The organism is Streptomyces sporangiiformans (assembly GCF_005768555.2).
Classification (GTDB): Bacteria; Actinomycetota; Actinomycetes; order Streptomycetales; family Streptomycetaceae; genus Streptomyces; species Streptomyces sporangiiformans.
On sequence record NZ_VCHX02000333.1, the window covers coordinates 1 to 22,833 of the forward strand.

The following is a 22,833-nucleotide window of genomic DNA, read 5'->3' on the forward strand; positions in this document are numbered from 1 at the left end:
AACGACCACGGTCGTTTCCCCCACCCGCCCCTCGCCGTACGTGACCAGAGGATCGCTCCGGATCAGGTGGGCGGTACGCGCGTGAAGCGCCCCGCGACATGGAGGTCCGCCTCGATCGCGCTCGCCGTCGCGCGCAACTCGGGCAGTACCTCGCCGACACACTGCTCCGGGGTGCGTCGCGAGCTGTGCATGGCGACGTTCACGGCCGCCACGACCGTGCCCGTGCGGTCGCGCACCGGGACCGCGACGGAGCGCAGCCCCTCCTCCAACTCCTCGTCGACCAGGGCGTATCCGTCCTCCCGTACGCGGTCCAGGACGGCCGTGAGCGCCTGCGGCTCCGTGACGGTGCGCGAGGTCGGCGCGCGCAGGTCGGGCGCGGGACGTTCGTCGGGTGCGAGGTCCGCGAGCATCACGCGGCCCAGCGAGGTCGCGTACGCGGGCAGCCGGCCGCCGACCGTGACGTTGACGCTCATGATGCGGCTGGGCGCGACGCGGGCCGTGTACTGGATCTCGTCGCCCGCCAGTACCGCCAAGGACGCCGACTCGTGCAGCCGCCGCGCCAGCTCGGTCAGGTGCGGGGCCGCGATCTGCGGAAGCGTCGTGTGCGACAGCGGCGGGAAGCCGAGGGCCAGGACACGGGGCGTCAGATGGAAGGTCCGGCCGTGCGCGCCGACGTACCCCAGGTGCTCCAGGGTGATCAGCGCACGGCGTGCCGTCGCGCGTGCCAGCCCCGTGGCCCGCGCGACCTCGGTGAGCGTCAGCTCGGCCCGCCCCTCGCCGAACGACGTCAGCACGGTCAGCCCGCGCGCCAGCGACTCGACGAACTCCCGGCCCAGCTCCTGTTTCGACGCACCCGTCCAGAGGGCGAGCCCGGACGGCGCGGCCGGGGACGCGGCGGGCACCCCTCTCGGACCGCCTCTCGGACCGCCTCTCGGTCCGCCGCTCGTTTCCCCGCTCAGTGCCTCGCCCACGTCGCCAAGGTCGCCCACGTCGCCAAGGTCGCCCACGTCGCCCAAGTCCTCGTCCAGATCCTCGCGAAGCTCCCGCTCCATGGCGTGTACGGTCGCCCGCAGCCGGGGCAGGAGCGTGTCCCGCAGAGAGGACGCGGTGTGCCGGCTGGTGTGGCTCACCACGCTCACCACGCAGGCGATCCGCCCGGTGCCGTGCTCCCGTACGGGCACGGAGACCGCCACCAGACCCGGCTCGATCAACTGGTCGTCGAGCGCCCACCCCCGACGGCGCGCCTCACGCGTCCGTTTCTCGAACTCCTCGTCACGGGTGGCGCGTTCGCGCGCCGGTACCGCCGGAAACCCGCGGTCCCCGGGATCGGCGGCCCGTCGTTCGCGCCATCGTGCCCAGTCCTCAGGGAGCCACTCCGTGGCGAACAGCGGCCCCGGCGCGGTGCGTTCGACCGGCAGCAGATCGCCGATCCGGAAGCTCAGCGACATCGCGCGCCGCCGGGTCGCCTGGTGGATGAAGCGGATACCGTCCCGGTCCCCGACCGCCAGCGACACCGACTCGTCCAACTCGTCCGCGAGCGCGTCCGCCCGCGCGCCCAGCAGCCGGGGCAGCCGCAGCGCGGCCAGATACGCGTTGCCCAGCTCCATCAGCCGCGGCGCGAGCACGACGTCCCGCCCGTCCAGCCGTACGTACCCCATGCGCGCCAGCGTCGCCGCGATCCGGTCCACGGTGGACCTGGCCAGCCCGGTGGACCGCTCCAGGCCGCTGAGGCTCGACGTCCCGCCCGCCTCGGTGAGCCGGCGCAGCACGGTGATCCCGCGCATCAGCGGGGCGACGGCTTCGGCGGGCACGACGGCGCCGGGCGCCGGCGTGAGGTGTGTCGATGGCATGGGTTCGGCTCTCCGTGACCGGGGTGTCCGGACCACCGTAATGAATGCGCGCGCCTGGCTCAGCGGCGCGTGACGTACACCCGGTAGTTCCCGGCGCGGTCCTTCTTCCCGACCGCGATCCGTATCCCCGTCCTGGGATCCTTGAAGTGCTCGCCCGGGCGGAACGGAGCGTCGGACAACTCGGCGTGCACGTTCGAGCTGAGGGTGCAGCCGCCGCTGTCCCTGGTGGAGTCGACCACGTTGATCGGGCCCCGGCCGGTGTCGATGTCCGCGTCGACCTTGTAGATGAGCACGCCCGCCCTGCAGACGTCGACGTCGTTGCCCCCGCGGGTGCGCACCTCGACCGCGTATCCCGTCCCTTCGTCGATCGGCACGAAGACCAGCTTTCCGCCACCGCCGCGCTGCTGCAGTGGCGTCAGCCGGTGCTCGGTCGTGCCGCGCCCGGCCGCGCAGCCGACCTGGTCGTCGTCGAGCCAGCCGAGCTTCCACTTGTGCCAGCCCAGTAGGTCGTTGTCGGTGCCCCAGTCCTCGCTCATGATGTCCCAGTGCCCGGCCGCGCCGCCCCCGTCCTGGGTGTAGAGGTCCGGCAGGCCGAAGACATGGCCGTTCTCGTGGGGGAGCACGCGGTAGCCCGTCTCGGCGTACGAGCCGGAGCCGTCGTCCTGGCGGCTGTAGACGAAGGACGCGTTCGCGATGGGGACACCGTCGGCGGCCGGTGCCTCCGCGTTGCCCGCGAAGGTCACCGACAGGACGGTGTCCAGGGCCGACGGGCCCGCGTTGGGGGTGACCAGCACGTTCACCAGGTCGTACGCCTTGAAGTCGACATCCCCGTCGGCCACGGACACGAGGTCCTCGACCAGCTCCCGGTAGCCGGGGTCGAAGGGGGCACCGCGCTCTATCCCGTACTCCTTGAACGGCTTGGGCATGCGCAGCCAGCGGCCGACAGGGGCCTCGGGGCGGTAGTCGAGGCGGCCGTACGAACTGATGCGGAACCAGCGGGTGGTCTGCGGGAAGAACTCCCCGAAGCGGTCGAGCGCGCTGCCCTCGCCGGGCGCGTCGGAGAAGTCGACCATGAGGTTCAGGGCCCGGACGGTGCCGGTGGAGCGGGCGTAGCCGGGCGGGGTCGGTATGCCTTCCGACATCTGTACGCCCAGGGAGCCGGTGATCATGCAGGGGGTGAGCGCCGTCGTGCGCGCCGTCGCGATCGGGCCCGCGGTCTTGGAACCGGCCGTCAGATGTCCGGCCCCGGCAGCGGTGCTGACCGTGAGGGTGAGCACGGTCACCGAGGCCATGGCCGCGGCGCGACGGCGCGGGCGTATCCGACAGTCGGTCGGCCGCATGCACGGGCCTTTCGCTCCAGGCAGCCAGCCGTATCTGGCCGCACCCTGTCCGTTCAACCCTCAGTTGTCGGATGCTCGGGCGCGCGCTGGAGGAGCCCGATCGTGGGAAGCCCAGGGCATGTGATGCAGGTCACAGGAAGCAAGGGAAATAACTGGGGATGGTTTCCCCGTTTGGCCCAGTGTCCGCATGAAACGGGGATCGATTCCCCGGATGCGAGAAGCTTCGAAGGAAGGAGTACGCCGTGGCCACCGCAACCTCCGTGCAGCGCAAGGCGCCCCGTCCACGGGCCGACGCTCTGCGCAACCGGGAGCGGATCGTCGCCGCCGCGCGGGAAATGTTCGTCGAGCTCGGCGCCGACGTGCCGCTCGACGAGATCGCCCGCAGGGCGGGCGTGGGCAACGCCACGGTGTACCGCAACTTCCCGGACCGTGACGCCCTCCAGCGCGAGGTCGTCTGCTCGGTCATGGACCGCGTCTCCCGGCAGGCCGAACAGGTGCTGGCCGAGAGCGGCGACGCCTTCGAGGCCCTCTCGCGATTCGTGCACGCGTCCGCCGACGAACGGATCGGCGCGCTCTGCCCGATGATGTCCGAGACATTCGACAGGCATCACCCGGATCTGCTCGCCTCGCGCAATCAGCTGGAGAGTCTGGTCGAGGGGTTCATGGAGCGCGCCCGTGAGGCCGGGCAACTGCGCCCCGATGTCGCCTTCGGCGACCTGATGGTCGCGATCGGCCAGCTGACCAGGCCGCTGCCGGGAACGGCGTGCCTGAACATCGACCGCTTCGTGCACCGCCATCTGCAGCTGTTCCTGGATGGCCTGCGGGCGCCGGCCCGCTCCGAACTGCCCGGCACAGCCGCGACTTTGGAGGATCTGCGACAAGCCTGAGCGAGACGAGCGAGACCAACGCGAACGTGACCGAGGCGAACGTGACCGAGGCGAACGTGACCGAGGCGAACGTGACCGACGTGGGCCCGACCGAGACGAACGTGACCGTTCAGCCATGACCGATTAGTTCAGCGCACAGCGCCAGTCACCACACGCACAGAGACTCCCGGCCGTCACAGGCGACGAGCCGTCCCTTATTACCTGTCTTTTTCGCTACCAAGTCCTGAAGTGGGTATCCCCATGTCTGAAACAGCCCAGGCCGGCACCGACAAGGCGTCGGCGCCGGCTCCCGACTCCAACCGCTGGAGAGCGCTCGTCTTCATCGCGCTCGCCCAGCTGATGGTCGTGGTCGACGCGACCATCGTGAACATCGCACTGCCCTCGGCCCAGCAGGACCTGGGGATATCCGACGGCAACCGGCAGTGGGTCATCACGGCGTACGCCCTCGCCTTCGGCGGACTCCTGCTCTTCGGTGGCCGTATCGCGGACCTGTGGGGCCGCAAGCGCACCTTCGTGGTCGGTCTGGTCGGCTTCGCCGCCGCGTCCGCCCTCGGCGGTGCCGCGACGACCGAGGCGATGATGCTCGGCGCGCGGGGGCTCCAGGGTGCGTTCGGCGCGCTGCTCGCGCCCGCCGCGCTCTCCCTTCTCGCGGTGATGTTCACCGAGGCGAAGGAGCGCGCCAAGGCGTTCGGTATCTACGGCGCGATCGCCGGTGGCGGCGGCGCCGTCGGCTTCATCCTCGGTGGCGTTCTCACCGAGTACATGGACTGGCGCTGGACGTTCTTCGTCAACATCCCGTTCGCGATCATCGCCGCGGCCGGTGCGTACTTCGTCATCCGCGAGCCGGAGGGCGGCCGCAACCGCTCGCCGCTCGACATCCCGGGTGTCGTCCTGTCGATCGTCGGTCTGGTCTCCCTCGTCTACGGCTTCACGCGCGCCGAGTCCCACGGCTGGGGCGACTCCGTGACGATCGGCCTGTTCATCGCGTCGGTGGTGCTGCTCGCGGCCTTCGTCCTCGTCGAGGCCAGGTCCAAGGCCCCGCTGCTGCCGCTGCGCGTCCTCACCGAGCGCAACCGCGCCGGTGTCTACCTCTCCCTCGGCCTCGCGATCATCGCGATGTTCGGCACGTTCCTCTTCCTGACCTACTACCTGCAGGTCGTGAACGCGTACTCCCCGGTGAAGACCGGCTTCGCCTTCCTGCCGATGATCGCGGGCATGATCGTGGGTTCCACGCAGATCGGTACCCGCCTGATGACCCGGGTCGCGCCTCGGCTGCTGATGGCCCCGGGCTTCCTGGTGGCCGCGGCGGGCATGCTGATCCTGACCCAGATGGAGATCGGCTCCTCGTACGCCGCCGTGGTGCTCCCGGCCATGCTGCTGCTCGGCCTCGGCATGGGTACGGCCTTCATGCCGGCGATGTCCCTGTCCACCCACGGCGTCGAGCCGCGGGACGCGGGCGTGGCCTCCGCGATGGTCAACACCTCGCAGCAGGTCGGCGGCGCGATCGGTACGGCCCTGCTGAACACGATCGCAGCCTCGGCGACGACCTCGTACATCAAGGACCACATCGCCGGCGCCACCTCCACGTCGCAGCAGCAGCTGGTCCAGCTGCAGGGCCAGGTGCACGGCTACTCCAACGCGATCTGGTTCGCCGTCGGCATCCTCGTCCTCTCGGCCGCGATCGCCTTCGCCTTCGTCACCACCGGCCGCCCCGACATGACTTCGGTCTCCGGCGCGGGTGACGGCGTCGAGGACGAGGTGAAGGTTCCGGTGGTCGCGCACTGACAGGACGGCGCGAGGTCACCCTCTGAACCTCGTACGTACGCGGGGGTGGGGACGCCTTCGTACGTACGTTCCGGGATCTGCCCCGGCTCCGAGAGCGGCGAGCCGGGGCAGATCCATGTCCGGGGCCGGCCTGCCGGAACCTGTTCGGACCCACTCCTTACCGGAGCCAGGGCAGATCCGCGCCCGCCTCCTTCGGCTGGAGACCCTCGGCGATGAGCCCCATGGCCTCGCCGAGGGCCTTCTGCTGGTCCGGGGAGAGCTGCTCGAAGATCGCCTGGCGGACGGCGGCCACATGTCCGGGTGCCGCCTCCTCCAGTACGCCGACGCCCTGGTCCGTCAGCACCGTGAACTGCCCGCGCTTGTCCGACGGGCAGTCCTCGCGCCGCACCCACCCCTTCTTCTCCAGCCGGGCGACGGCGTGCGACAGCCGGGACCGGGTGATCTTCATCCTCATCGCCAGCTCGGTCATCCGCAGCCGCCGGTGCGGCGCCTCGGCGAGCTGCACCAGCAGGTGGTAGTAGATGTGCGGCATGCCCGCGTCGCGCTGCAGTTGGCGGTCGAGGTGGTCCTCGAGGAGGGTGGTGGCGTGGACAAACGCACGCCAGACGCGCTGTTCCTCATCACTGAGCCAGCGCGGCTCATCAACGGGTGCCGTATTCATGTATCTACTGTACGAGATCGCTTCTTGAATTTTAAACAAAAGACGGGTACGATCTTTTCATAAAAGTTGAGACTTAAAACATGTAGTCTGCAACTTCCGCTGGAAGGGAGTCCGTCGTCATGTCTGCCGTCGCTGAGGAGCGCGTCATACCGGAGCGCATGCCCGCCCTCTACCTCTCGCACGGCGCTCCACCCCTGGCTGACGACCCCATCTGGCCCGGTGAGCTCGCCGCCTGGTCGGCCGGTCTCCCGCGCCCCAAGGCGATCCTCATGGTCTCCGCCCACTGGGAGGAGGCCCCGCTGGCCCTCGGCGCGGTCGAGACCATCCCGCTCGTCTACGACTTCTGGGGCTTCCCCGAGCACTACTACCGCGTCCAGTACGCGGCTCCCGGCGCACCCGAACTCGCCGAATCCGTCCGCAAGCTGCTGCGCGCCCCGGGCATGCCGGTCCAGGACATCCCGGACCGCGGCCTCGACCACGGGGCGTACGTCCCGCTCGTCGAGATGTTCCCGGCCGCCGACGTCCCCGTGCTGCAGATCTCGATGCCCACGCTCGACCCGGTCCGCCTCATGGAGATCGGGCGCAAGCTGGCGCCGCTGCGCGACGAGGGAGTCCTGATCGTCGGCTCCGGGTTCTTCACGCACAACCTGGCCGCTTTGCGGCACACGGGCGGCGGTGTGCCCTCCTGGTCGAGCGAGTTCGACGACTGGGGACACCGGGCGCTGGAGGCCGGCGACGTGGACGGGCTGCTGGACTTCGAGCGCAAGTCCCCGGCGGGCCGTCTGGCCCACCCGCGGACCGAGCACTTCGCTCCGCTCTTCGTGACCATGGGCGCGGCGGACGTGGCGGGCGAGCTGGACGGTCAGAAGTCCGTCATCGACGGTTTCTGGATGGGGATGGCGAAGCGGTCGGTGCAGTTCGGGTAGCGGTCGGGCGGCGGACCGTCCGGCGGGCCCTGTCCGGCGGGATCCGGTGGGCTGCGATGGATGTGACCTGCCCGGCAATCGGCTGTGAGTCCGCCGACGCGGCAACCTTCAGGCGATGCCGATCGTCTTTCAAGGTGGAAGGCCGGTCAAGGGCGACGGCCTTCCGGCGCCGGATCGCCATCGAGATCCCCGTATCGAGATCGAGGAGATCGAGGTGTCGAGAACGCCGTTTCGAGTACGCGTATCGAGATGGCGGTATCGAGAACGCGATATGGAATCTGAGGGCGTGAGGGCTGTCTCACGTACGTAGGGGTGGCGGATGTCGGGGAAGGCTGCGAAGTCCCTCGTGACTCCGGGCCTGACCTGCGCCTCTGTAGGTACTGATGACCTCTTGCCTCTCGATGTGGCGGTACAGGGTACTGCAAGATCAGAAAAATTGAGCGGCAGGTTGGGAATTCTGTCCGGATTCCAGTCGTTGTTTCCTTCGGATGCAGGGCACCCGGGAGGGTGTCCCAGCCGCCACTGACGACCCGCAAGCCCACCATCGCAAGGGAGCACGCATGGCAACCCGTGCCGTCGCCCGTCGTAAGTCCGCCACCGGCGAGACCGACGTGGCAAGCAGTGTTCGCGCCGTAGGCGGGGAGATCGCCGATCGCGACCTGGTCGGCATGTACCTCGACGAGATCGCGCGTACACCGCTGCTCGACGCCGCGAAGGAGGTCGAGCTGTCCCAGATCATCGAGGCGGGTGTGTTCGCCCAGCAGATCCTCGACGGCGAGGTCACCGATGCCCGGGCCGACGCCTCCCGTGAGGAGCTCGAGGCGCTGGTGGCCGACAGCGAGCGAGCCAAGGACATCTTCATCCGGTCCAACCTGCGCCTGGTCGTCGCGGTCGCGCGGCGCTACCCGCGCAGCGGTCTACCGCTGCTCGACCTGATCCAGGAGGGGAACGCGGGCCTGGTGCGAGCGGTCGAGAAGTTCGACTACCGCAAGGGCTTCAAGTTCTCGACGTACGCGACATGGTGGATCCGTCAGGCCATCACGCGTTCGATAGCCGACCAGTCGCGGACCATTCGGCTCCCCGTCCACCTGGTGGAGGAGCTGGGCCGGATCCGCCGCGTGCAGCGCGAGTTCAACCGCGAGCACGGCCGCGAGCCGGAGCCCGCGGAGATCGCCGCCGAGCTGGGTTCGACCCCGGAGCGCGTCGGCGACGTACTGGACTGGGCCCGCGACCCGGTCTCGCTCAACATGTCGGTGGACGACGAGGGCGAGACGCAGTTCGGCGACCTGCTGGAGGACACCTCGGCGGTCTCGCCCGAGCAGTCCGTGCTCACGCTGCTGCGCAGCGAGGAGCTCGACGACCTCATCGGGCGGCTCGACCAGCGCACGGCCTCGATCATCAAGATGAGGTACGGCATCGAGGACGGCCGGGAGCGCACGCTCACCGAGGTCGGCAAGGAGCACGGCCTCACCCGCGAGCGCATCCGGCAGATAGAGAAGCACGCGCTGCTGGAGCTGAAGAAGCTCGCCCGGGACACCGGGTTCGACGCGGCCGCGTAGCGCTCGCGCCGACGGTGCGGGGGAGAGTCCCGCACCGCCCGGCCGCGCGTTTCGAACGAGCAGAACATAAGGCCGTTTACGGCCGCTTGAACCAGCCGAGCCTGGGCACAAGACTTCCAGGCTCCCTGAGCCAAGTCCCGACGCACTCCCCCCCAGCGCCGGGACTTTCCCCGGGCCGAGCTCCGGCGCCTCCCCCCCCTGGCGCCGGGGCTCGGCTCATGAAGGAAGTCTTGAAGCAAGTCATGAAGGAAGGGTCACCCCGGACCTGAACCCCGGGGTGACCCTGATGACACATTCTGTCACGGGGCGGGTCAAGCCGCCCCTTCCTGTCCTCGTGGCTCCGCCGCCCGCGTCAGCCGGCCCCCCAAATCCCGTACGCACGCGATCAGTTCCGCCGGTTCGTGCACCGTGAACTCGCAGTCGACCATCGCGAGCCGCAGCGCCAGCCACTCCACCGCGTCCCCGACCGAGGCGCGCAGCCGGCAGCTGTGGTCGTCGATCGGCTCGGGCACACCGAGCCACTGGGGCAGCCGGGCCGCGATGAACTCCGCGGGCGCGGCGAACGTCGCCTCGAACTCGTACGTTTCCTGTCGCCGGTACATCGACTGCCGCAGATACTCGGCCGCGCTCCCCGACGGCACCTCACGCGGCGCGAAGCGGGCACCGGTCGCGAAGGGATCGGCGACCCGGTCGACGCGGAACGTCCGCCAGTCCTCGCGATCCAGGTCGTACGCGACGAGATACCAGCGGCGGCCGGTCGACACGAGGCGGTAGGGCTCGGTCAGGCGCTTCGAGGGGGTGCCGTCCCCCGAGCGGTAGGCAAACCGCAGCCGCTCCCGGCCCGCGATGGTCGAGGCCATCACGGTCAGCGTCTCGGGCGCGATGCTCGCCCCGTCGCCGCTGGTCAGGGGAGTGGTGGCGGACTGGAGCGTGGAGACGCGGTGCCGCAGCCGGCCCGGCAGGACCTGCTCAAGCTTGGCCAGCGCCCGCACCGAGGCCTCCTCGACGCCCTCCACGGCATGCCCGGCACCGGCCCGCAGGCCGACCGCGATCGCCACCGCCTCCTCGTCGTCGAGGACGAGCGGCGGCAGGGCCTTCCCGGCCACCAGCCGGTACCCGCCGTCCGCTCCCTTCGTCGCCTGTACGGGGTAGCCCAGCTCGCGCAGCCGGTCGACATCCCGACGCACGGTCCGCCGCGAGACGCCCAGCCGGCCGGCGAGCTCGCCGCCGGGCCACTCGCGCGGGGTCTGGAGAAGGGAGAGCAGCTGGAGGAGCCGGGCCGGGGTGTCGGTGCTCATGGGGTCTGCCTCTCGGGTCGTCCACCGTGTTCGTCCATGGCTGCGTGTTCGGCTGCCTGGGTCGGCTGCCTGGGTCGGCTGCCTGGGTCGGCTGCCTGGGTCGGCTGCCTGGGGCAGCGGCCTGGTTCGGCCGCGTGTCGGCTGCCTGTCGGCTGCGTGTTCTGACTTCTTCGAGGATGCCGCACTACTAGGACATGATCTGACCTAATAGGCCTTTAACTTCGAGACATGTCCTCCAACGAGACCACCCTCAGCAGCCCGGCCGCCCCGGCCGACCGGCGTCGCTGGTTCGCCCTCGCCATCGTGATGACCGCGGCCTTCATGGACCTGGTCGACGTCACGATCGTCAACATCGCGATCCCGTCGATCCGGCAGGAGGCGGGCGCGTCGCTCAGCCAGATCCAGTGGATAACGGCCGGGTACGCGCTCGCCTTCGCCGCCGGTCTGATCACCGGCGGGCGGCTCGGCGACATCCACGGCCGCAAGCGGCTGTTCCTCGTCGGCATCGGCGGCTTCACGCTCGCGTCGGCGCTCTGCGGCCTCGCCGTGAACCCCGAGATGCTCGTCGCCTCCCGCATCCTCCAGGGCGGTATGGCCGCGCTGATGGTGCCGCAGGTGCTGTCGATCGTGCACGCCACCTTCCCCGCGCACGAGCGCGGCAAGGTGTTCGGGCTGTTCGGCGCGATCGTCGGGCTCGGGGCCGTGTCCGGTCCGCTGCTCGGCGCGCTGCTGACGGAGTGGAACCTGTTCGGCCTGGAGTGGCGGCCGATCTTCCTCATCAACCTGCCGGTGGGTGTCGCGGGTCTGATCCTGGGCCGCAGGTTCATCACCGAGTCGAAGGCCCCGCACGCGCTCAAGCTCGACCTCGTCGGCGTCGCGCTCGTCACCCTCGGTCTGCTGATGCTGCTCTACCCGCTCACCCGTGGCCGTGAGTTGGGCTGGCCGGTGTGGGGTTACGTCTCGATGGGCGGCGCGCTCGTGGTGTTCGCGGCGCTGGTGGCGTACGAGCGGCGGAAGACCGCGCGGGACGGTTCGCCGCTGGTGGAGCTCTCGCTCTTCAAGGTGAAGAGCTTCGCCGCGGGCATCGCGGTGCAGACCGTCTTCGGAGTCGGGCTCGGGATCTTCTTCCTGGTCTGGACGCTCTACATGCAGACCGGCCTCGGCTGGGGTCCGCTGCGAGCGGGCCTGACGGGCCTCCCCTTCTCGCTCGCGGTCTCGACGGCGGCCGGGATGTCGGTGCAGAAGCTGGTGCCGCGGTTCGGGCGCAAGGTGCTCCAGGCGGGCGCGTTGGTGATGGCGGCCGGTGTACTGCTCTACATCTGGGAGTCCGAGCGGTACGGCATGTCCATCGCGCCCTGGCAGATGGCGCTGCCCCTGGTGGTCATGGGCGTGGGCATGGGCCTGATCGTGGCGCCGCTGACGGACGCGATCCTCTCCGAGGTGCCTCGCGAACACTCGGGCTCGGCGTCCGGTCTCCTCAACACGGTGCAGCAGATGGGCAACGCGCTGGGGCTCGGTCTGGTGTCCGTGGTGTTCTTCGGCACGATGTCCGACCAGCTGGCCGCGGTGGAGGTCGGCCCCGCCCCCGCGTTCGTCGACGCCTTCCAGAACGCGCTGTTCTGGGTCGCGGCGGTGATGGCGGGCATCTTCCTCCTGATGTTCGCCCTGCCGAAGCGTCCGGCCCAGCACGCGGAGGGCGCGGGAGAGATGCCCGTCCCCGCCGCGGGCAAGGAACCCGAACTCGCCGGACTCGCGGGCTGACGCCCCTGGTTCACACCCCCGACGCGTTGCGGCCCGGACCTCTCGGATCGACCGAGAGGTCCGGGCCGATGTCCGTTCATGCCCACTTTCACGCCAGACCCGTTTACTTATCGGACATCCGGGCGTAGCCTGCCGGAGAAACAACAGGTTCGGGCATGGAAGTGGAGGTGAACGGACATGTATGCACCGGAGCGGCAGCAAGAGATCCTCCGGCTGGCCCGTGATGGAGGGCGCGTCGACGTGGTGTCGCTGGCCGAGGAGTTCCAGGTCACGGCCGAGACCATCCGGCGGGACCTCAAGGCACTGGACCGCGCGGGCCTCCTGCGCCGGGTGCACGGCGGTGCCATCCCGGCCGGGCGACTCGACTTCGAGCCCGACCTCGCCGAGCGTGAGTCCACCGCGGCCGACGAGAAGGACCGCATCGCGAAAGCCGCGCTCGCCGAACTGCCGGACAACGGCACGATGATCCTGGACGCGGGCACGACGGTCGCCCGGTTCGCCGCGTACCTCCCGCTGGAGGTGACGCTCACCGTCGTGACGCACAGCCTCCCCATCGCCGCCCGCCTCGCCGACCACCCCGGCATACAGCTGCACCTCATCGGCGGCCGCGTACGCCACCGCACGCGCGCGGCGGTGGACGCCTGGGCGCTGCGGGCGTACGGCGAGATCCGAGCCGACGTCGTCTTCCTCGCGTCCAACGGCTTCTCCGCCGAGCACGGCCTGACCACCCCCGACCTCGCCGAGGCCGCTGTGAAGCGCGCGGCCCTCTCCGCAGCGCGCCGCGTCGTCCTGCTCGCCGACTCGGCCAAGCACGGCAAGGAGCACTTCGCGCGCTTCGGCACCCTCGGTGATGTGGACCTGCTGATCACCGACAGCGGGTTGAGTCCCGAAGACGCCACCGCCATCGAGCGCGGCGGCACGGAAGTGGTGCGCGCATGATCCTCACCGTCACGCCCAACCCCTCGCTCGACCGGACCTACGAGGTCCCGTCGCTCGACCGGGGGGAGGTCATTCGGGCCACAGGCGAACGCATGGACCCGGGCGGCAAGGGTGTCAACGTGTCGCGAGCGGTCACCGCGGCCGGTCAGCGGACCGTCGCCGTTCTGCCGCTCGGCGGCGCTCCCGGAGCTCTCGTCGCCGACCTGCTCGACGCGCAGGGCATCGAGGTCGCACCGGTCCCGGTCGCCGGCGCGACGCGGTCGAACATCGCGCTCGCGGAGGCGGACGGGGTACTGACGAAGATCAACGCCCCCGGTCCCGAACTCACCGCCGCCGAGGAGGAGCTGCTCCTGGAGACCGTGCGGACGCAGTCCCGCGACGCCTCCTGGATCGCCTGCTGCGGCAGCCTGCCGCGCGGCTTGGCGCCGTCCTGGTACGCCGAACTGGTCGCCCGGACGCACGCCGCGGGCGCCCGGATCGCCCTGGACACCTCCGGCCCGGCACTGCTCGCGGCCCTGCGTGAACGCCCCGACGTCGTCAAGCCGAACGCCGAGGAGCTGGCCGAGGCGGTGGGCCGCCCCCTCGTCACCATCGGCGACGCGGTGAAGGCGGCCGAGGAGCTGCGCGAACAGGGCGCCGGGGCGGTGCTGGCCAGCCTCGGCGCGGACGGGCAGCTGCTCGTCGAGGCGACGGGCGTGTGGTTCGGCAGCGCGCGGGTCACCACCGTCCGCAGCAACGTGGGCGCGGGCGACTCCTCACTCGCCGGCTTTCTGATAGCCGGCGGCAGCGGCCCCGAGGCCCTCGCCTCCGCCGTCGCGCACGGCGCCGCGGCCGTCCAGCTCCCGGGCAGCGAGATGCCGGGTCCCGCGGACCTCGACGCCTCCGCCGTGACCGTCACGTCGGAGATCCCCGTGGATCGCGTGCTGAGGGAGCCGGCGTCATGAGCTCTCGTAACGCCTTCCTCACTCACCCCGGCTTATGTGACACTTCCGGCGATTGCGCCATGAATCGCCGAAACCCCCCACACCTGCTCCCCGTCCCCACCCCCGCCCACGACTCCCCCCGGGCGATACGCGTGCTAAGGAGCCCGCGATGAGCGAGATGATCACGGCGGACCTGGTCGACCTCGACCTGTCCGCCGATACCAAGGAAGCGGCGGCGCGTGCCCTCGCCGAGCGCATGGTGGCTAAGGGCCGGGTGACCGACCTGGACGGCTTCCTCGCCGACGTGGCCGCCCGTGAGGCGCAGATGCCGACCGGCCTCGACGGAGGCATCGGCATTCCGCACTGTCGCAGCGAGCACGTCACCGAGCCGACGCTGGCCTTCGGGCGCAGCGCGGCCGGGATCGACTTCGGTGCTCCGGACGGGCCCGCCGACCTGATCTTCCTGATCGCCGCCCCGGCAGGTGCCGACGACGCCCACCTCACGATCCTTTCGTCGCTGGCCCGGCAGCTGATGAACACCGAGTTCACCTCCGCGCTGCGGTCGGTCGACGACACGGCGGGCGCGGCCGCGCTCATACGCGGGGACGAGCCCGCGGCGGACGAGCCCGCGGCGGACGAGCCCGCGGCGGACGGGTCCGCGGCGGACGAGGCAGCGGCGGCAGCACCCTCCGCGTCCGAGGACCCCGCCCCTGCGCCGGACGCCACGAGCAAGGCCGGGTTGAGCAAGGCCGGGTCGAGCACGGCGGCGTCGAGCGCGAACGCGTCGGACAGCGGCTCCGCCGAGCCAGGCGGCCGCCCGTTCCGTATCGTCGCCGTCACTTCCTGCCCCACCGGTATCGCGCACACCTACATGGCCGCCGAGTCGCTGGAGAACGCCGGTCGCGCGGCCGGTGACGTCGAGGTCGTCGTCGAGACGCAGGGCTCGGCCGGCTTCAGCCGGCTCGACCCGGCCGTCATCGCCGCCGCCGACGGTGTGATCTTCGCGCACGACCTCCCCGTACGGGAGAAGGACCGGTTCGCCGGCAAGCCGACCGTGGACGTCGGCGTGAAGGCGGGCATCAACCGCCCCGCCGAGCTGATCTCCGAGGTCCGGGCGAAGGCCGAGCGCGGCGAGGTCACCGCGGCCGCGAAGGGCGGCACCCCGGTGGAGCGCTCCGGCGAACCCGGCGAGGGCTACGGCACCAAGCTGCGCAAGTGGCTGATGTCCGGCGTCAGTTACATGGTCCCGTTCGTCGCCGCGGGCGGTCTGCTCATCGCGCTCGGGTTCGCAATCGGCGGCTACCAGATCAACGAGGCCAAGTCGGTCACCGAGCACTTCGACTGGGGCCAGGTCGACAGCTGGGGCGCGCTGCTGTTCCAGATCGGCGGCGCCGCGTTCGGCTTCCTCGTCCCGGTCCTCGCCGGCTACATCGCGTACGGCATGGCGGACCGGCCGGGGCTCGTGCCCGGCTTCGTCGGCGGCGCGATCTCGGTGACGATCGGCGCGGGCTTCCTCGGCGGTCTGGTCGCCGGCCTGCTGGCCGGTGGTGTGGTCCTGGGGATCCAGCGGGTGAACATCCCGGCTCCGTTGCGCGGCATTATGCCGGTGGTGGTGATCCCGCTGATCTCCGCGGCGGTGGTCGGTTTCCTGATGTTCGTGGTGATCGGCAAGCCGATCGCCGAGGCGCAGAAGGCCCTGACCGACTGGCTGAACGGCCTCAGCGGCGCCAACGCCGTCCTGCTCGGCGTGCTGCTCGGCCTGATGATGTGCTTCGACCTCGGCGGCCCGGTCAACAAGGTCGCGTACACGTTCGCGACGGCCGGCATTTCGGTGGCCGCCCCCAGCGACTCGGCGATGAAGATCATGGCGGCTGTGATGGCGGCGGGCATGGTGCCGCCGCTGGGCATGGCCCTCGCAACCGTGGTCCGCAAGCGGCTGTTCACCACGGCCGAGCGTGAGAACGGCAAGGCGGCCTGGGTCCTCGGTGCCTCCTTCATCTCGGAGGGCGCGATCCCGTTCGCGGCCGCCGACCCGCTGCGCGTCATTCCGGCCTCCATGGCGGGCGGCGCGGTCACCGGCGCCCTGACCATGGCCTTCGGTTCGACCCTGCGCGCCCCGCACGGCGGCATCTGGGTCACCTTCCTGATCGGCAAGCCGTTCCTGTACCTCCTGGCCATCGCGGTCGGTACAGCGGTCACGGCAGGCCTGGTCATCTTCCTGAAGGGCCTGCGCAAGACGCAGCCCGAGGGCGCGGACCAAGCGCGGGAAGCGCAGTCGGCGTCCAAGACCAAGGAGCCGGTCGCGGCCTAGACAAGGCACACGAAGGGCCCGGGGCGTCGGTCCCGGGCCCTTCGTGTGCCCACTTGCTCTCGACGGAGTGGCCCGACGCACGTGGCGGCACCTGACCCACCTGGCTCCCGGCGGGGCGGCCGCCCGGCGCATCAGCCTCCCGGCGGAGCCGTCAGTGCGGGGATGCGGCCCGCCGCTCCATGGCGTCCCGCGCGGCGTGCTCGCTGGGGTAGACCTCGCACATGTGGCGCCCATCGGGAGTGGCCGTGTGCTCGACCTCCCACAGCGACAGCTCCCGCCCGTCGTCGAGCAGAAAGGCGTGTTCGTAGAGCGAGAAGCACAGCCCCGTCGCCCCGGCCCGGCACGGCTGCCCGAAGGCCTGCGTGATCTGGTGCGCGAACGCCGTCCGCAGTAACGCGGCCATGTCCTCGCCCGGCCGGTCCGCGTTCTCGGCGCGCCGCAGTAAACGCCGCCCGTGGTCCGCCGAGTCGTCCGGAAAGTACGCGTGCCGAGGCCTGGGAACCGGCGACAGCCGCACCATGACGGGCAGTTCGAAGTCCGGCGTGTCCGGGGACAGCGGCAACCGCTCGGTGGCGGCCCGCAGCTCCTCCTCGTCCTCGTACACCTCGGCTTGAGTTTCTCTGCCCGGCGCGGTGTTGTGGACGAGCTCCCAGAGCGTGAGTGCCGCGCCGTCGGCGAGCAGCCAGGTATGCCGGTACGTCTCGCGGTGCAGCCCCGCGCTGTGATGCGCGGAGTGCAGCGAACTGTCGTACGCAAGCGCGCAGTCGAGCAGCCCTATCGTCTCGTCGGACAGCTCGAAGGAATTCAGGGCACGGCCGAGGAGTCGCGCCAGATGCTCCTCCGGAGACTCGGGCGACTCGGGTGGCTCGTACGCTGCCGTCTCGTACGGAACGCTCAAGGTTTCTCCCGGCGTTGCTGCATGTCACCTTGTGGGTGCATACCGTAGCCCCTCGGTCGGACATCATGTCCGGGAACCGAGAAAACGTACGCATAGAAAACGGCGAGGCCGCGTGAGAAGTTCCCACGCGGCCCGACGGGACCTCAAATCTCCCTGGCCAGACGGCTCAGAGTGCGCTTCCCCCGGTCCACTCGCTCCACGACATGTTCCAGCCATTGAGACCGTTGTCCGGCGCGACCGTGTCGTCGGGGGAGTTCTTGACCGTCACGACGTCCCCGATGAGCGAGTTGTCGTAGAACCACTTGCCGACCGTGTCGCCCTGCGCGCCCTGGACATCGGCGAGCCCCACGCATCCGTGGCTGGTGCCCTGGCGGCCGAAGGGTGGATTGCCCTTGCTGTACCAGTAGTTGCCGTGAATGAAGGTCCCCGATGTCGTCAGCCGCATCGCGTGCGGCACGTCATCGATGTCGTACTCCCCGCCGAAGCCGACCGTCGACCCGTTCATCCGCGTCTGCACGAACTTCTCCGAGATCACCATCTGCCCGTTGTACGTCGGGTTCTGCGCGCTGCCCGCCGAGATCGGCACCGACTTGATGGTCTTCCCGTCCCGGGTGACCGTCATGGTCTGCGTGTCGACGTCGACCGTGGAGACCTGGGAGCGCCCGACGGTGAAGGTGACCGTCTTGTCCTGCACCCCGTAGACCCCGTTCGCGCCCTCGACCCCATCCAGGTCGATCTTCATCGTGACCTTGGAACCGGCCTTCCAGTACTCCTCGGGCCGGAAGTCGAGCCGCTGCTCCCCGAACCAGTGACCGACCACCTGCTGCCCACTGCTGGACTTGACCGTGATGCGCGACTGCACGGCCTTCTTGTCGCTGATCGCCTTGTCGAAGGTGAACGAGACCGGCATCCCCACGCCGACCGTGGTGCCGTTGTCCGGCGTGTATGTCCCGATGAAGCTGTTGGCCGACGACACGGTCGTGAAGATGGAGTTGGCCGCCGCCGTCTTCCCGTTGGACCCCTTGGCGAGGGCCGATATCCGGTACTTCGTCCCCCGCTCCAACTGCTCCTTGGGCTTCCAGTTCTTCCCGTCCGTGGAGATCGCTCCCGGCACGGCGGTCCCGGTGGCCGACTCCGTCATCTTCACTTCGGTCAGCTTCCCGTCGCTGACCTTCACGCCGGTCGCGTTGATGGACGCGCCCGTCGAACCGTCCTTCGCGGAGATGGTTATCTTCGCCCCGGAGGTCTTGGTCTCGCCGGCCTTGTTGTCGGCCTTGGCGTCGCCACCGCACGCGGTGAGGGTCAGGGCACCGACCACCAAGGCGGCACAGGCCACCAGCGCGCGGCGCGCTGCAATGTCCGGGGTTGTCACGGGCTGCTCCAAGTTCTCGCGATGTGGGGGATCCGCTCCAGTCCGTGAAGAAGGAGAGCAGCACCGCCCGCCCGGGTTCCCGCCGAACCACCACGGACACCATCACGTGACAGACCCGGGACAATCCGCTCGCTCGTCGAGCCCGTACAACTCCCCGCCTACCGGCTCCCCATAGCGCTCCCGTCCACCGCTCGTCCACAACTCCCGGTCCGCCCTTACGAGTTCGTCGTCTACAGGGCTATACAACTCCTCGACTGCCGCCCCTACAACTCCCGCCTGTCGGCCGTACAACTCCCCGCCTACCGGCCCCCGTACAACTCCCCATACGCCGGCCACGCCCCGCCCGGTCCCTCCACGGACTCGGCCGCCCGTACCGCCCGTACGATCGCCCGCGTCACGAGATCCGCCCCGGCCGCGAGGATCTCGTTCAGCGCGAGCGGGTTCTCCGCCGCCAGCGGACGCGCTCCCGTGGCGAGCGCGAAGACCGTGTCCCCGTCGTTGAGCAGATGCACGGGCCGTACGGCGCGCGCGAAGCCGTCGTGTGCCGTTCCCGCGACCTTCTGCGCCTGCGCCTTCGACAAGTCCGCGTCCGTGGCGACCACCGCGAGCGTCGTGTTCAGCGGGGGAGTGCCGCTCTTCGCCGCGGCCTCGGCCAGCCGGGCCTGCGCCGCCTCGTGCACCTCCGCCGCCGGATACGTCATACGCCCCTGGAGCAACTCCCCGTACAACGCTCCCGTCAGGGGATCCACCGCCGACCCCGCCGCGTTGGCGACGACCAGCGCGGCCACGGTGATACCCGAGTCGAGCACGGTGCTCGCGGTGCCGACCCCTCCCTTCAGGCTCCCGACCGCCGCCCCCGTACCGGCACCCACACATCCCTCCTGGACCGGCGCGCCGGTCTCGCTCGCCGCGGCGGCGGCCACAGCATCGAGCCCGGTCGCCGCGTCCGGCCTCGCCCGGAAGTCGCCGCCTCGGCCCAGGTCGAAGACACAGGCCGCCGGGACGACCGGCACCACATGCGCCGGGTGGGGCCCGACGCGCACCCCGCGGCCCCGCTCCTCCAGCCAGGCCATCACGCCCGTCGCCGAGTCCAGCCCGTACGCACTGCCGCCGGTCAGTACGAGCGCCTCGATCTTCCGCACGACGTTGCGCGGATCGAGGGCATCGGTCTCCTTGGTACCCGGCCCGCCGCCGCGCACATCCACGGCCGCGACCGCGCCGCCCTCGGGAGCGAGGACGACCGTGGTACCGGTCAGCCAGCCTTCACCGGTCCGCGTGGCGTGCCCCACACGCAGCCCGGTCACATCTGTCAGAGCGTCAACAGTCATGACATCCAGTGTCGACGAGGGGCTCGCTTCCGGAGCCGGACATGCTCATCGGCGCCGACTCGCCCCCCAGGGCCGTACCCTGGACGTATGAGTACCGCCCCCGACCCCGAACCGCGTGATCCCCAGGCCGCGCTGGTCTTCGACGACCCGCTGAGCCGGCAGTCCTCGGACGACACGGACCGCGGGTGGGGCGAGCGGCCCAGCGGCGACAGCGCCGGGGACTTGGCCCGCTTCCTCGACGAGAAGCCGCCCCACCACCTCTGAGCCCTTTGGGCCGACGGCCCCGTGGGCCCACGTCCCGTTCGGCCGTCGACCGCCGGCCGGCAGCGGCTATCGCTGGGTGTGCCCCGAGCCGCGCTGCGCCACGAGGGCGTCGCGTATCTCCTTCAGGACCTCCAGCTCGGTCACCTCCATGACCTCCTGAGTGCTTTCCTTCTCCTTCTGCCGGGCCGCCTGGCGGGCCAGGTACTTGGACATCGGCAGCACCATCAGGAAGTAGACGACTGCCGCGGTGATCACGAAGGTCAGCGTGGCGCCGAGCACCGAGCCCCACATGATCCGAATGCCCGTCGCGGTGTCGCCGGTGCCTGTGCAGGGCGACTTGAGGCAGGAGCTGTAGTTGTCCAGATTCTTCGTGCCGATCGCACCCACCAGTGGGTTGATGACGCCCTTCACCACCGAGTTGACGATGTTGGTGAAGGCGGCGCCGATGACCACCGCCACCGCCAGATCGACGACGTTCCCGCGCATCAGGAAGGCCTTGAAGCCCTCCAGGATGCCCGGATTCTTCTTCTCCTCGCTCACCAGGGAGCCCCTCTTCAGCCGCGCAAGTTGTGGAACGAACAGCTCCGCAACCTACGTCAGGGCCTGGTCGGCCTGTCCAGCCCCCCGTCCGCGACCAGGGACGTGACCACCGGCCGCTGATCGTTTCGAGCACGCTCAGCACAGGGTCACCGCCAGCCTCGAGGTCGCGCCGGCTCCCGCCAGCCGCACCGCCGTCCTCCGCGGCACGGACAGTACGACCAGCGCACCGGCCTCGGTCACGCCGTCCAGGGCCTCGGGCACCTTCGTCACCCGCGCCCCGCGCGCGACCACCCGCGCGTCCCCGCCGCCCGCAGCGGACTCCTCGGCCGCGACGACATCGACACGATCGCCGGGCCGCAACAGCCGTACCGTCGCGCCGTCGGCGATCCGCACCGGCGCCGTCACCATCGCGGCGGCGCGCGGCTGCCGTACGGACCCGCCCGCCGTTCTGGACTCCGCCGCAGCGGAGGGGCCCCCAGCCGGATGTGCCTGCGCCCGGCCCGCGTCACGCGGCCCCGCCGCCACCAGCGCGGCAGCGGTCACGGCGAGGCCCGCGGCCACGGCCCGCCTTCTGTGCCGCACGAGCCGGCGCAGCTGATACCGCCCGCCGCGCACCCGCACGGGAGCGAAATGCGGCACGTCACATGTGCCGGGCGCGTCCGCTCCCAACGGGCGCGGGAAGGAAGAGAGCTGCGACACGGGAACCACCACCTGCGGTCGGGAGATCGGCTTGCGATGCCAGAGTGCGGCTTCGCGCCGAATCCCGCTGAGGCCCGTGGATCACCGGCCGATTGTGGACAACTCGCTCACCCGAAGGGGGAGTTCCGCCCCAAGCCAGACCCGCGCTACGGCAGCTCGAACCCCGGATCCATGCCGCCCAGCGCCTTCGTGCACGGGCAATCCCGCGTCGCGTTCTCGGGCAGGGCCGCCACCGCGTCGAACAGAACGCCCCGCAGCCGGTCCACGTTCGCCGCGAACACCTTCAGCACCTCGTCGTGCGAGACCCCCTCGCCGCTCTCGGCCCCCGCGTCGAGGTCGGTGACCAGGGTCAACGACGTGTAGCAGAGCTCGAGTTCACGGGCCAGCGCCGCCTCGGGATGCCCGGTCATGCCCACCACCGACCAGCCTTGCGCCTGGTGCCACAGCGATTCGGCCCGGGTGGAGAACCGCGGCCCCTCGATCACCACGAGCGTCCCGCCGTCCACCGGCTCCCAGTCGCGCCCGCGCGCCGCCTCCAGCGCGGCCTTGCGCCCGATGGGGCAGTAGGGATCGGCCAGGGACACATGCACGACGTTCGGCACCTGACCCCCGGGCAGCGGCAGCCCGTCGAAGTACGACTGCGCCCGGGACTTCGTACGGTCCACGAACTGGTCCGGCACGAGCAGCGTCCCGGGGCCGTACTCGGGGCGCAGCCCGCCGACCGCGCAGGGCCCGAGCACCTGCCGCGCCCCGACCGAGCGCAGGGCCCACAGGTTGGCCCGGTAGTTGATGCGGTGCGGCGGCAGATGGTGGCCGCGGCCGTGGCGGGGAAGGAAGGCCACCCGCCGCCCGGCGATCTCGCCGAGGAAGAGGGAGTCGCTGGGGGCCCCGTACGGGGTGTCCACCTGTATCTCGGTCACGTCGTCGAGGAAGGAGTAGAAGCCCGAGCCGCCAATGACGCCGATCTCGGCGTTCTCCGTGTTCGCCATGACCGCACCCTAGCCGGGCCCCGAAAAGCCGCGGACCCCGCCGTCGTACGACGACAGGGTCCCGTAAGAAAGCCTTGCGCGGGCAGCCGGAGACGGCCCCGCGCGACCAGAGGGGCCCGAGCGGCAGAAGGGCCGAAGAAAGCCCGAAGAAAGTGCTACGCGGCCGAGCTGCTGCTCGAGGAACCGCTGGAGCCGGACGACGCCGAGTCCGAGGACGACGACGTGGAGGAAGCGGTGGACGACGAGGACGACGTCGACGACGAGGAGGACGGCTGCTTGGCCGTCGAGCTGCTCGACGAGGAACCGCGGCTGTCGTTGCGGTAGAAGCCGGAGCCCTTGAAGACGATGCCGACGGCGGAGAACACCTTCTTCAGCCGGCCGGCGCAGCTGGGGCACTCGGTCAGGGCGTCGTCGGTGAACTTCTGCACCGCTTCGAGGCCCTCGCCGCACTCGGTGCACTGGTACTGGTACGTCGGCACTTGTCTTCCTCCTGGCACTCTCAC

The 22,833-nt window shown here is 70.4% G+C and carries 20 protein-coding genes; 9 read left to right on the plus strand and 11 right to left on the minus strand.

Annotation, left to right across the window (positions count from 1 at the left end; translation table 11 throughout):
* Positions 1-62: 62 nt before the first annotated feature.
* Positions 63-1,850 carry an IclR family transcriptional regulator domain-containing protein gene (locus FGD71_RS42035; RefSeq protein WP_119105853.1) on the minus strand — a complete coding sequence of 596 codons (1,788 nt, stop codon included), beginning with the start codon at positions 1,848-1,850 and terminating at the stop codon, positions 63-65.
* A gap of 59 nt (positions 1,851-1,909) precedes the next feature.
* Entirely contained in the window at positions 1,910-3,190 is a 1,281-nt protein-coding gene (locus tag FGD71_RS42040) for a M6 family metalloprotease domain-containing protein (protein WP_119105854.1), read from the minus strand.
* Positions 3,191-3,432: 242 nt separating this feature from the next.
* Between FGD71_RS42040 and FGD71_RS42045 the strand changes: the two genes are divergently transcribed.
* Positions 3,433-4,077 carry a TetR/AcrR family transcriptional regulator gene (locus tag FGD71_RS42045; RefSeq protein ID WP_119105855.1) on the plus strand — a complete coding sequence of 215 codons (645 nt, stop codon included), beginning with the start codon at positions 3,433-3,435 and terminating at the stop codon, positions 4,075-4,077.
* Between the two features lie 240 nt (positions 4,078-4,317).
* Positions 4,318-5,862, plus strand: a complete 1,545-nt coding sequence (locus FGD71_RS42050) for an MFS transporter (protein ID WP_119105856.1) — start codon at positions 4,318-4,320, stop codon at positions 5,860-5,862.
* A gap of 157 nt (positions 5,863-6,019) precedes the next feature.
* On the opposite strand, the gene FGD71_RS42055 is transcribed toward FGD71_RS42050, so the two are convergent.
* The gene (locus FGD71_RS42055) at positions 6,020-6,523 is read right to left on the minus strand and encodes a MarR family winged helix-turn-helix transcriptional regulator (RefSeq protein ID WP_119105857.1); all 504 of its coding nucleotides are present in this window, start codon (positions 6,521-6,523) and stop codon (positions 6,020-6,022) included.
* A gap of 119 nt (positions 6,524-6,642) precedes the next feature.
* On the opposite strand from FGD71_RS42055, the gene FGD71_RS42060 reads away from it, so the two are divergent.
* Positions 6,643-7,449, plus strand: coding sequence for a dioxygenase family protein (locus tag FGD71_RS42060; RefSeq protein ID WP_119105858.1), 807 nt, complete (start codon positions 6,643-6,645; stop codon positions 7,447-7,449).
* A 560-nt stretch (positions 7,450-8,009) separates the two neighbouring features.
* Positions 8,010-9,008 carry a sigma-70 family RNA polymerase sigma factor gene (locus FGD71_RS42065; protein WP_119105859.1) on the plus strand — a complete coding sequence of 333 codons (999 nt, stop codon included), beginning with the start codon at positions 8,010-8,012 and terminating at the stop codon, positions 9,006-9,008.
* A 311-nt stretch (positions 9,009-9,319) separates the two neighbouring features.
* On the opposite strand, the gene FGD71_RS42070 is transcribed toward FGD71_RS42065, so the two are convergent.
* Complete coding sequence (locus FGD71_RS42070) at positions 9,320-10,306, minus strand: helix-turn-helix transcriptional regulator (RefSeq protein WP_119105860.1); 987 nt, start codon at positions 10,304-10,306, stop codon at positions 9,320-9,322.
* A 228-nt stretch (positions 10,307-10,534) separates the two neighbouring features.
* On the opposite strand from FGD71_RS42070, the gene FGD71_RS42075 reads away from it, so the two are divergent.
* The 4 genes from FGD71_RS42075 to FGD71_RS42090 all read left to right on the plus strand — a co-directional run bounded on the left by FGD71_RS42075 (position 10,535) and on the right by FGD71_RS42090 (position 16,240).
* Positions 10,535-12,067, plus strand: a complete 1,533-nt coding sequence (locus tag FGD71_RS42075) for an MFS transporter (protein WP_119105861.1) — start codon at positions 10,535-10,537, stop codon at positions 12,065-12,067.
* Positions 12,068-12,244: 177 nt separating this feature from the next.
* Positions 12,245-13,006 carry a DeoR/GlpR family DNA-binding transcription regulator gene (locus FGD71_RS42080; protein WP_119105862.1) on the plus strand — a complete coding sequence of 254 codons (762 nt, stop codon included), beginning with the start codon at positions 12,245-12,247 and terminating at the stop codon, positions 13,004-13,006.
* The gene (gene pfkB, locus FGD71_RS42085; RefSeq protein WP_119105863.1) at positions 13,003-13,950 is read left to right on the plus strand and encodes a 1-phosphofructokinase; all 948 of its coding nucleotides are present in this window, start codon (positions 13,003-13,005) and stop codon (positions 13,948-13,950) included. Before FGD71_RS42080 ends, pfkB begins: the two co-directional genes overlap by 4 nt.
* A gap of 148 nt (positions 13,951-14,098) precedes the next feature.
* Positions 14,099-16,240 carry a PTS fructose transporter subunit IIABC gene (locus tag FGD71_RS42090; RefSeq protein ID WP_119105864.1) on the plus strand — a complete coding sequence of 714 codons (2,142 nt, stop codon included), beginning with the start codon at positions 14,099-14,101 and terminating at the stop codon, positions 16,238-16,240.
* A gap of 151 nt (positions 16,241-16,391) precedes the next feature.
* Here FGD71_RS42090 and FGD71_RS42095 read toward each other — a convergent pair whose 3' ends face one another.
* From FGD71_RS42095 to FGD71_RS42105, 3 genes are all read right to left on the minus strand, one after another.
* Positions 16,392-17,138, minus strand: a complete 747-nt coding sequence (locus FGD71_RS42095; RefSeq protein WP_119105865.1) for a DUF6227 family protein — start codon at positions 17,136-17,138, stop codon at positions 16,392-16,394.
* 166 nt (positions 17,139-17,304) lie between these two features.
* A complete protein-coding gene (locus tag FGD71_RS42100; protein ID WP_119105866.1) occupies positions 17,305-18,510 on the minus strand; it encodes a L,D-transpeptidase in 1,206 nt (401 codons plus the stop codon).
* A gap of 299 nt (positions 18,511-18,809) precedes the next feature.
* A complete protein-coding gene (locus FGD71_RS42105) occupies positions 18,810-19,838 on the minus strand; it encodes a P1 family peptidase (RefSeq protein ID WP_119105867.1) in 1,029 nt (342 codons plus the stop codon).
* A gap of 87 nt (positions 19,839-19,925) precedes the next feature.
* On the opposite strand from FGD71_RS42105, the gene FGD71_RS47765 reads away from it, so the two are divergent.
* Positions 19,926-20,102 (plus strand): hypothetical protein, encoded by a 177-nt coding sequence (locus FGD71_RS47765; protein ID WP_162931375.1) that lies wholly within the window; start codon positions 19,926-19,928, stop codon positions 20,100-20,102.
* Between the two features lie 66 nt (positions 20,103-20,168).
* Here FGD71_RS47765 and mscL read toward each other — a convergent pair whose 3' ends face one another.
* The 4 genes from mscL to FGD71_RS42125 all read right to left on the minus strand — a co-directional run bounded on the left by mscL (position 20,169) and on the right by FGD71_RS42125 (position 22,809).
* Positions 20,169-20,642, minus strand: coding sequence for a large conductance mechanosensitive channel protein MscL (gene mscL, locus FGD71_RS42110; RefSeq protein WP_119105868.1), 474 nt, complete (start codon positions 20,640-20,642; stop codon positions 20,169-20,171).
* Positions 20,643-20,777: 135 nt separating this feature from the next.
* Entirely contained in the window at positions 20,778-21,341 is a 564-nt protein-coding gene (locus tag FGD71_RS42115) for a CpaB family protein (protein WP_119105869.1), read from the minus strand.
* Positions 21,342-21,487: 146 nt separating this feature from the next.
* Positions 21,488-22,330, minus strand: coding sequence for an S-methyl-5'-thioadenosine phosphorylase (locus FGD71_RS42120; RefSeq protein ID WP_119105870.1), 843 nt, complete (start codon positions 22,328-22,330; stop codon positions 21,488-21,490).
* Positions 22,331-22,485: 155 nt separating this feature from the next.
* Positions 22,486-22,809, minus strand: coding sequence for an FmdB family zinc ribbon protein (locus tag FGD71_RS42125; RefSeq protein WP_119105871.1), 324 nt, complete (start codon positions 22,807-22,809; stop codon positions 22,486-22,488).
* Positions 22,810-22,833 lie beyond the last annotated feature (24 nt).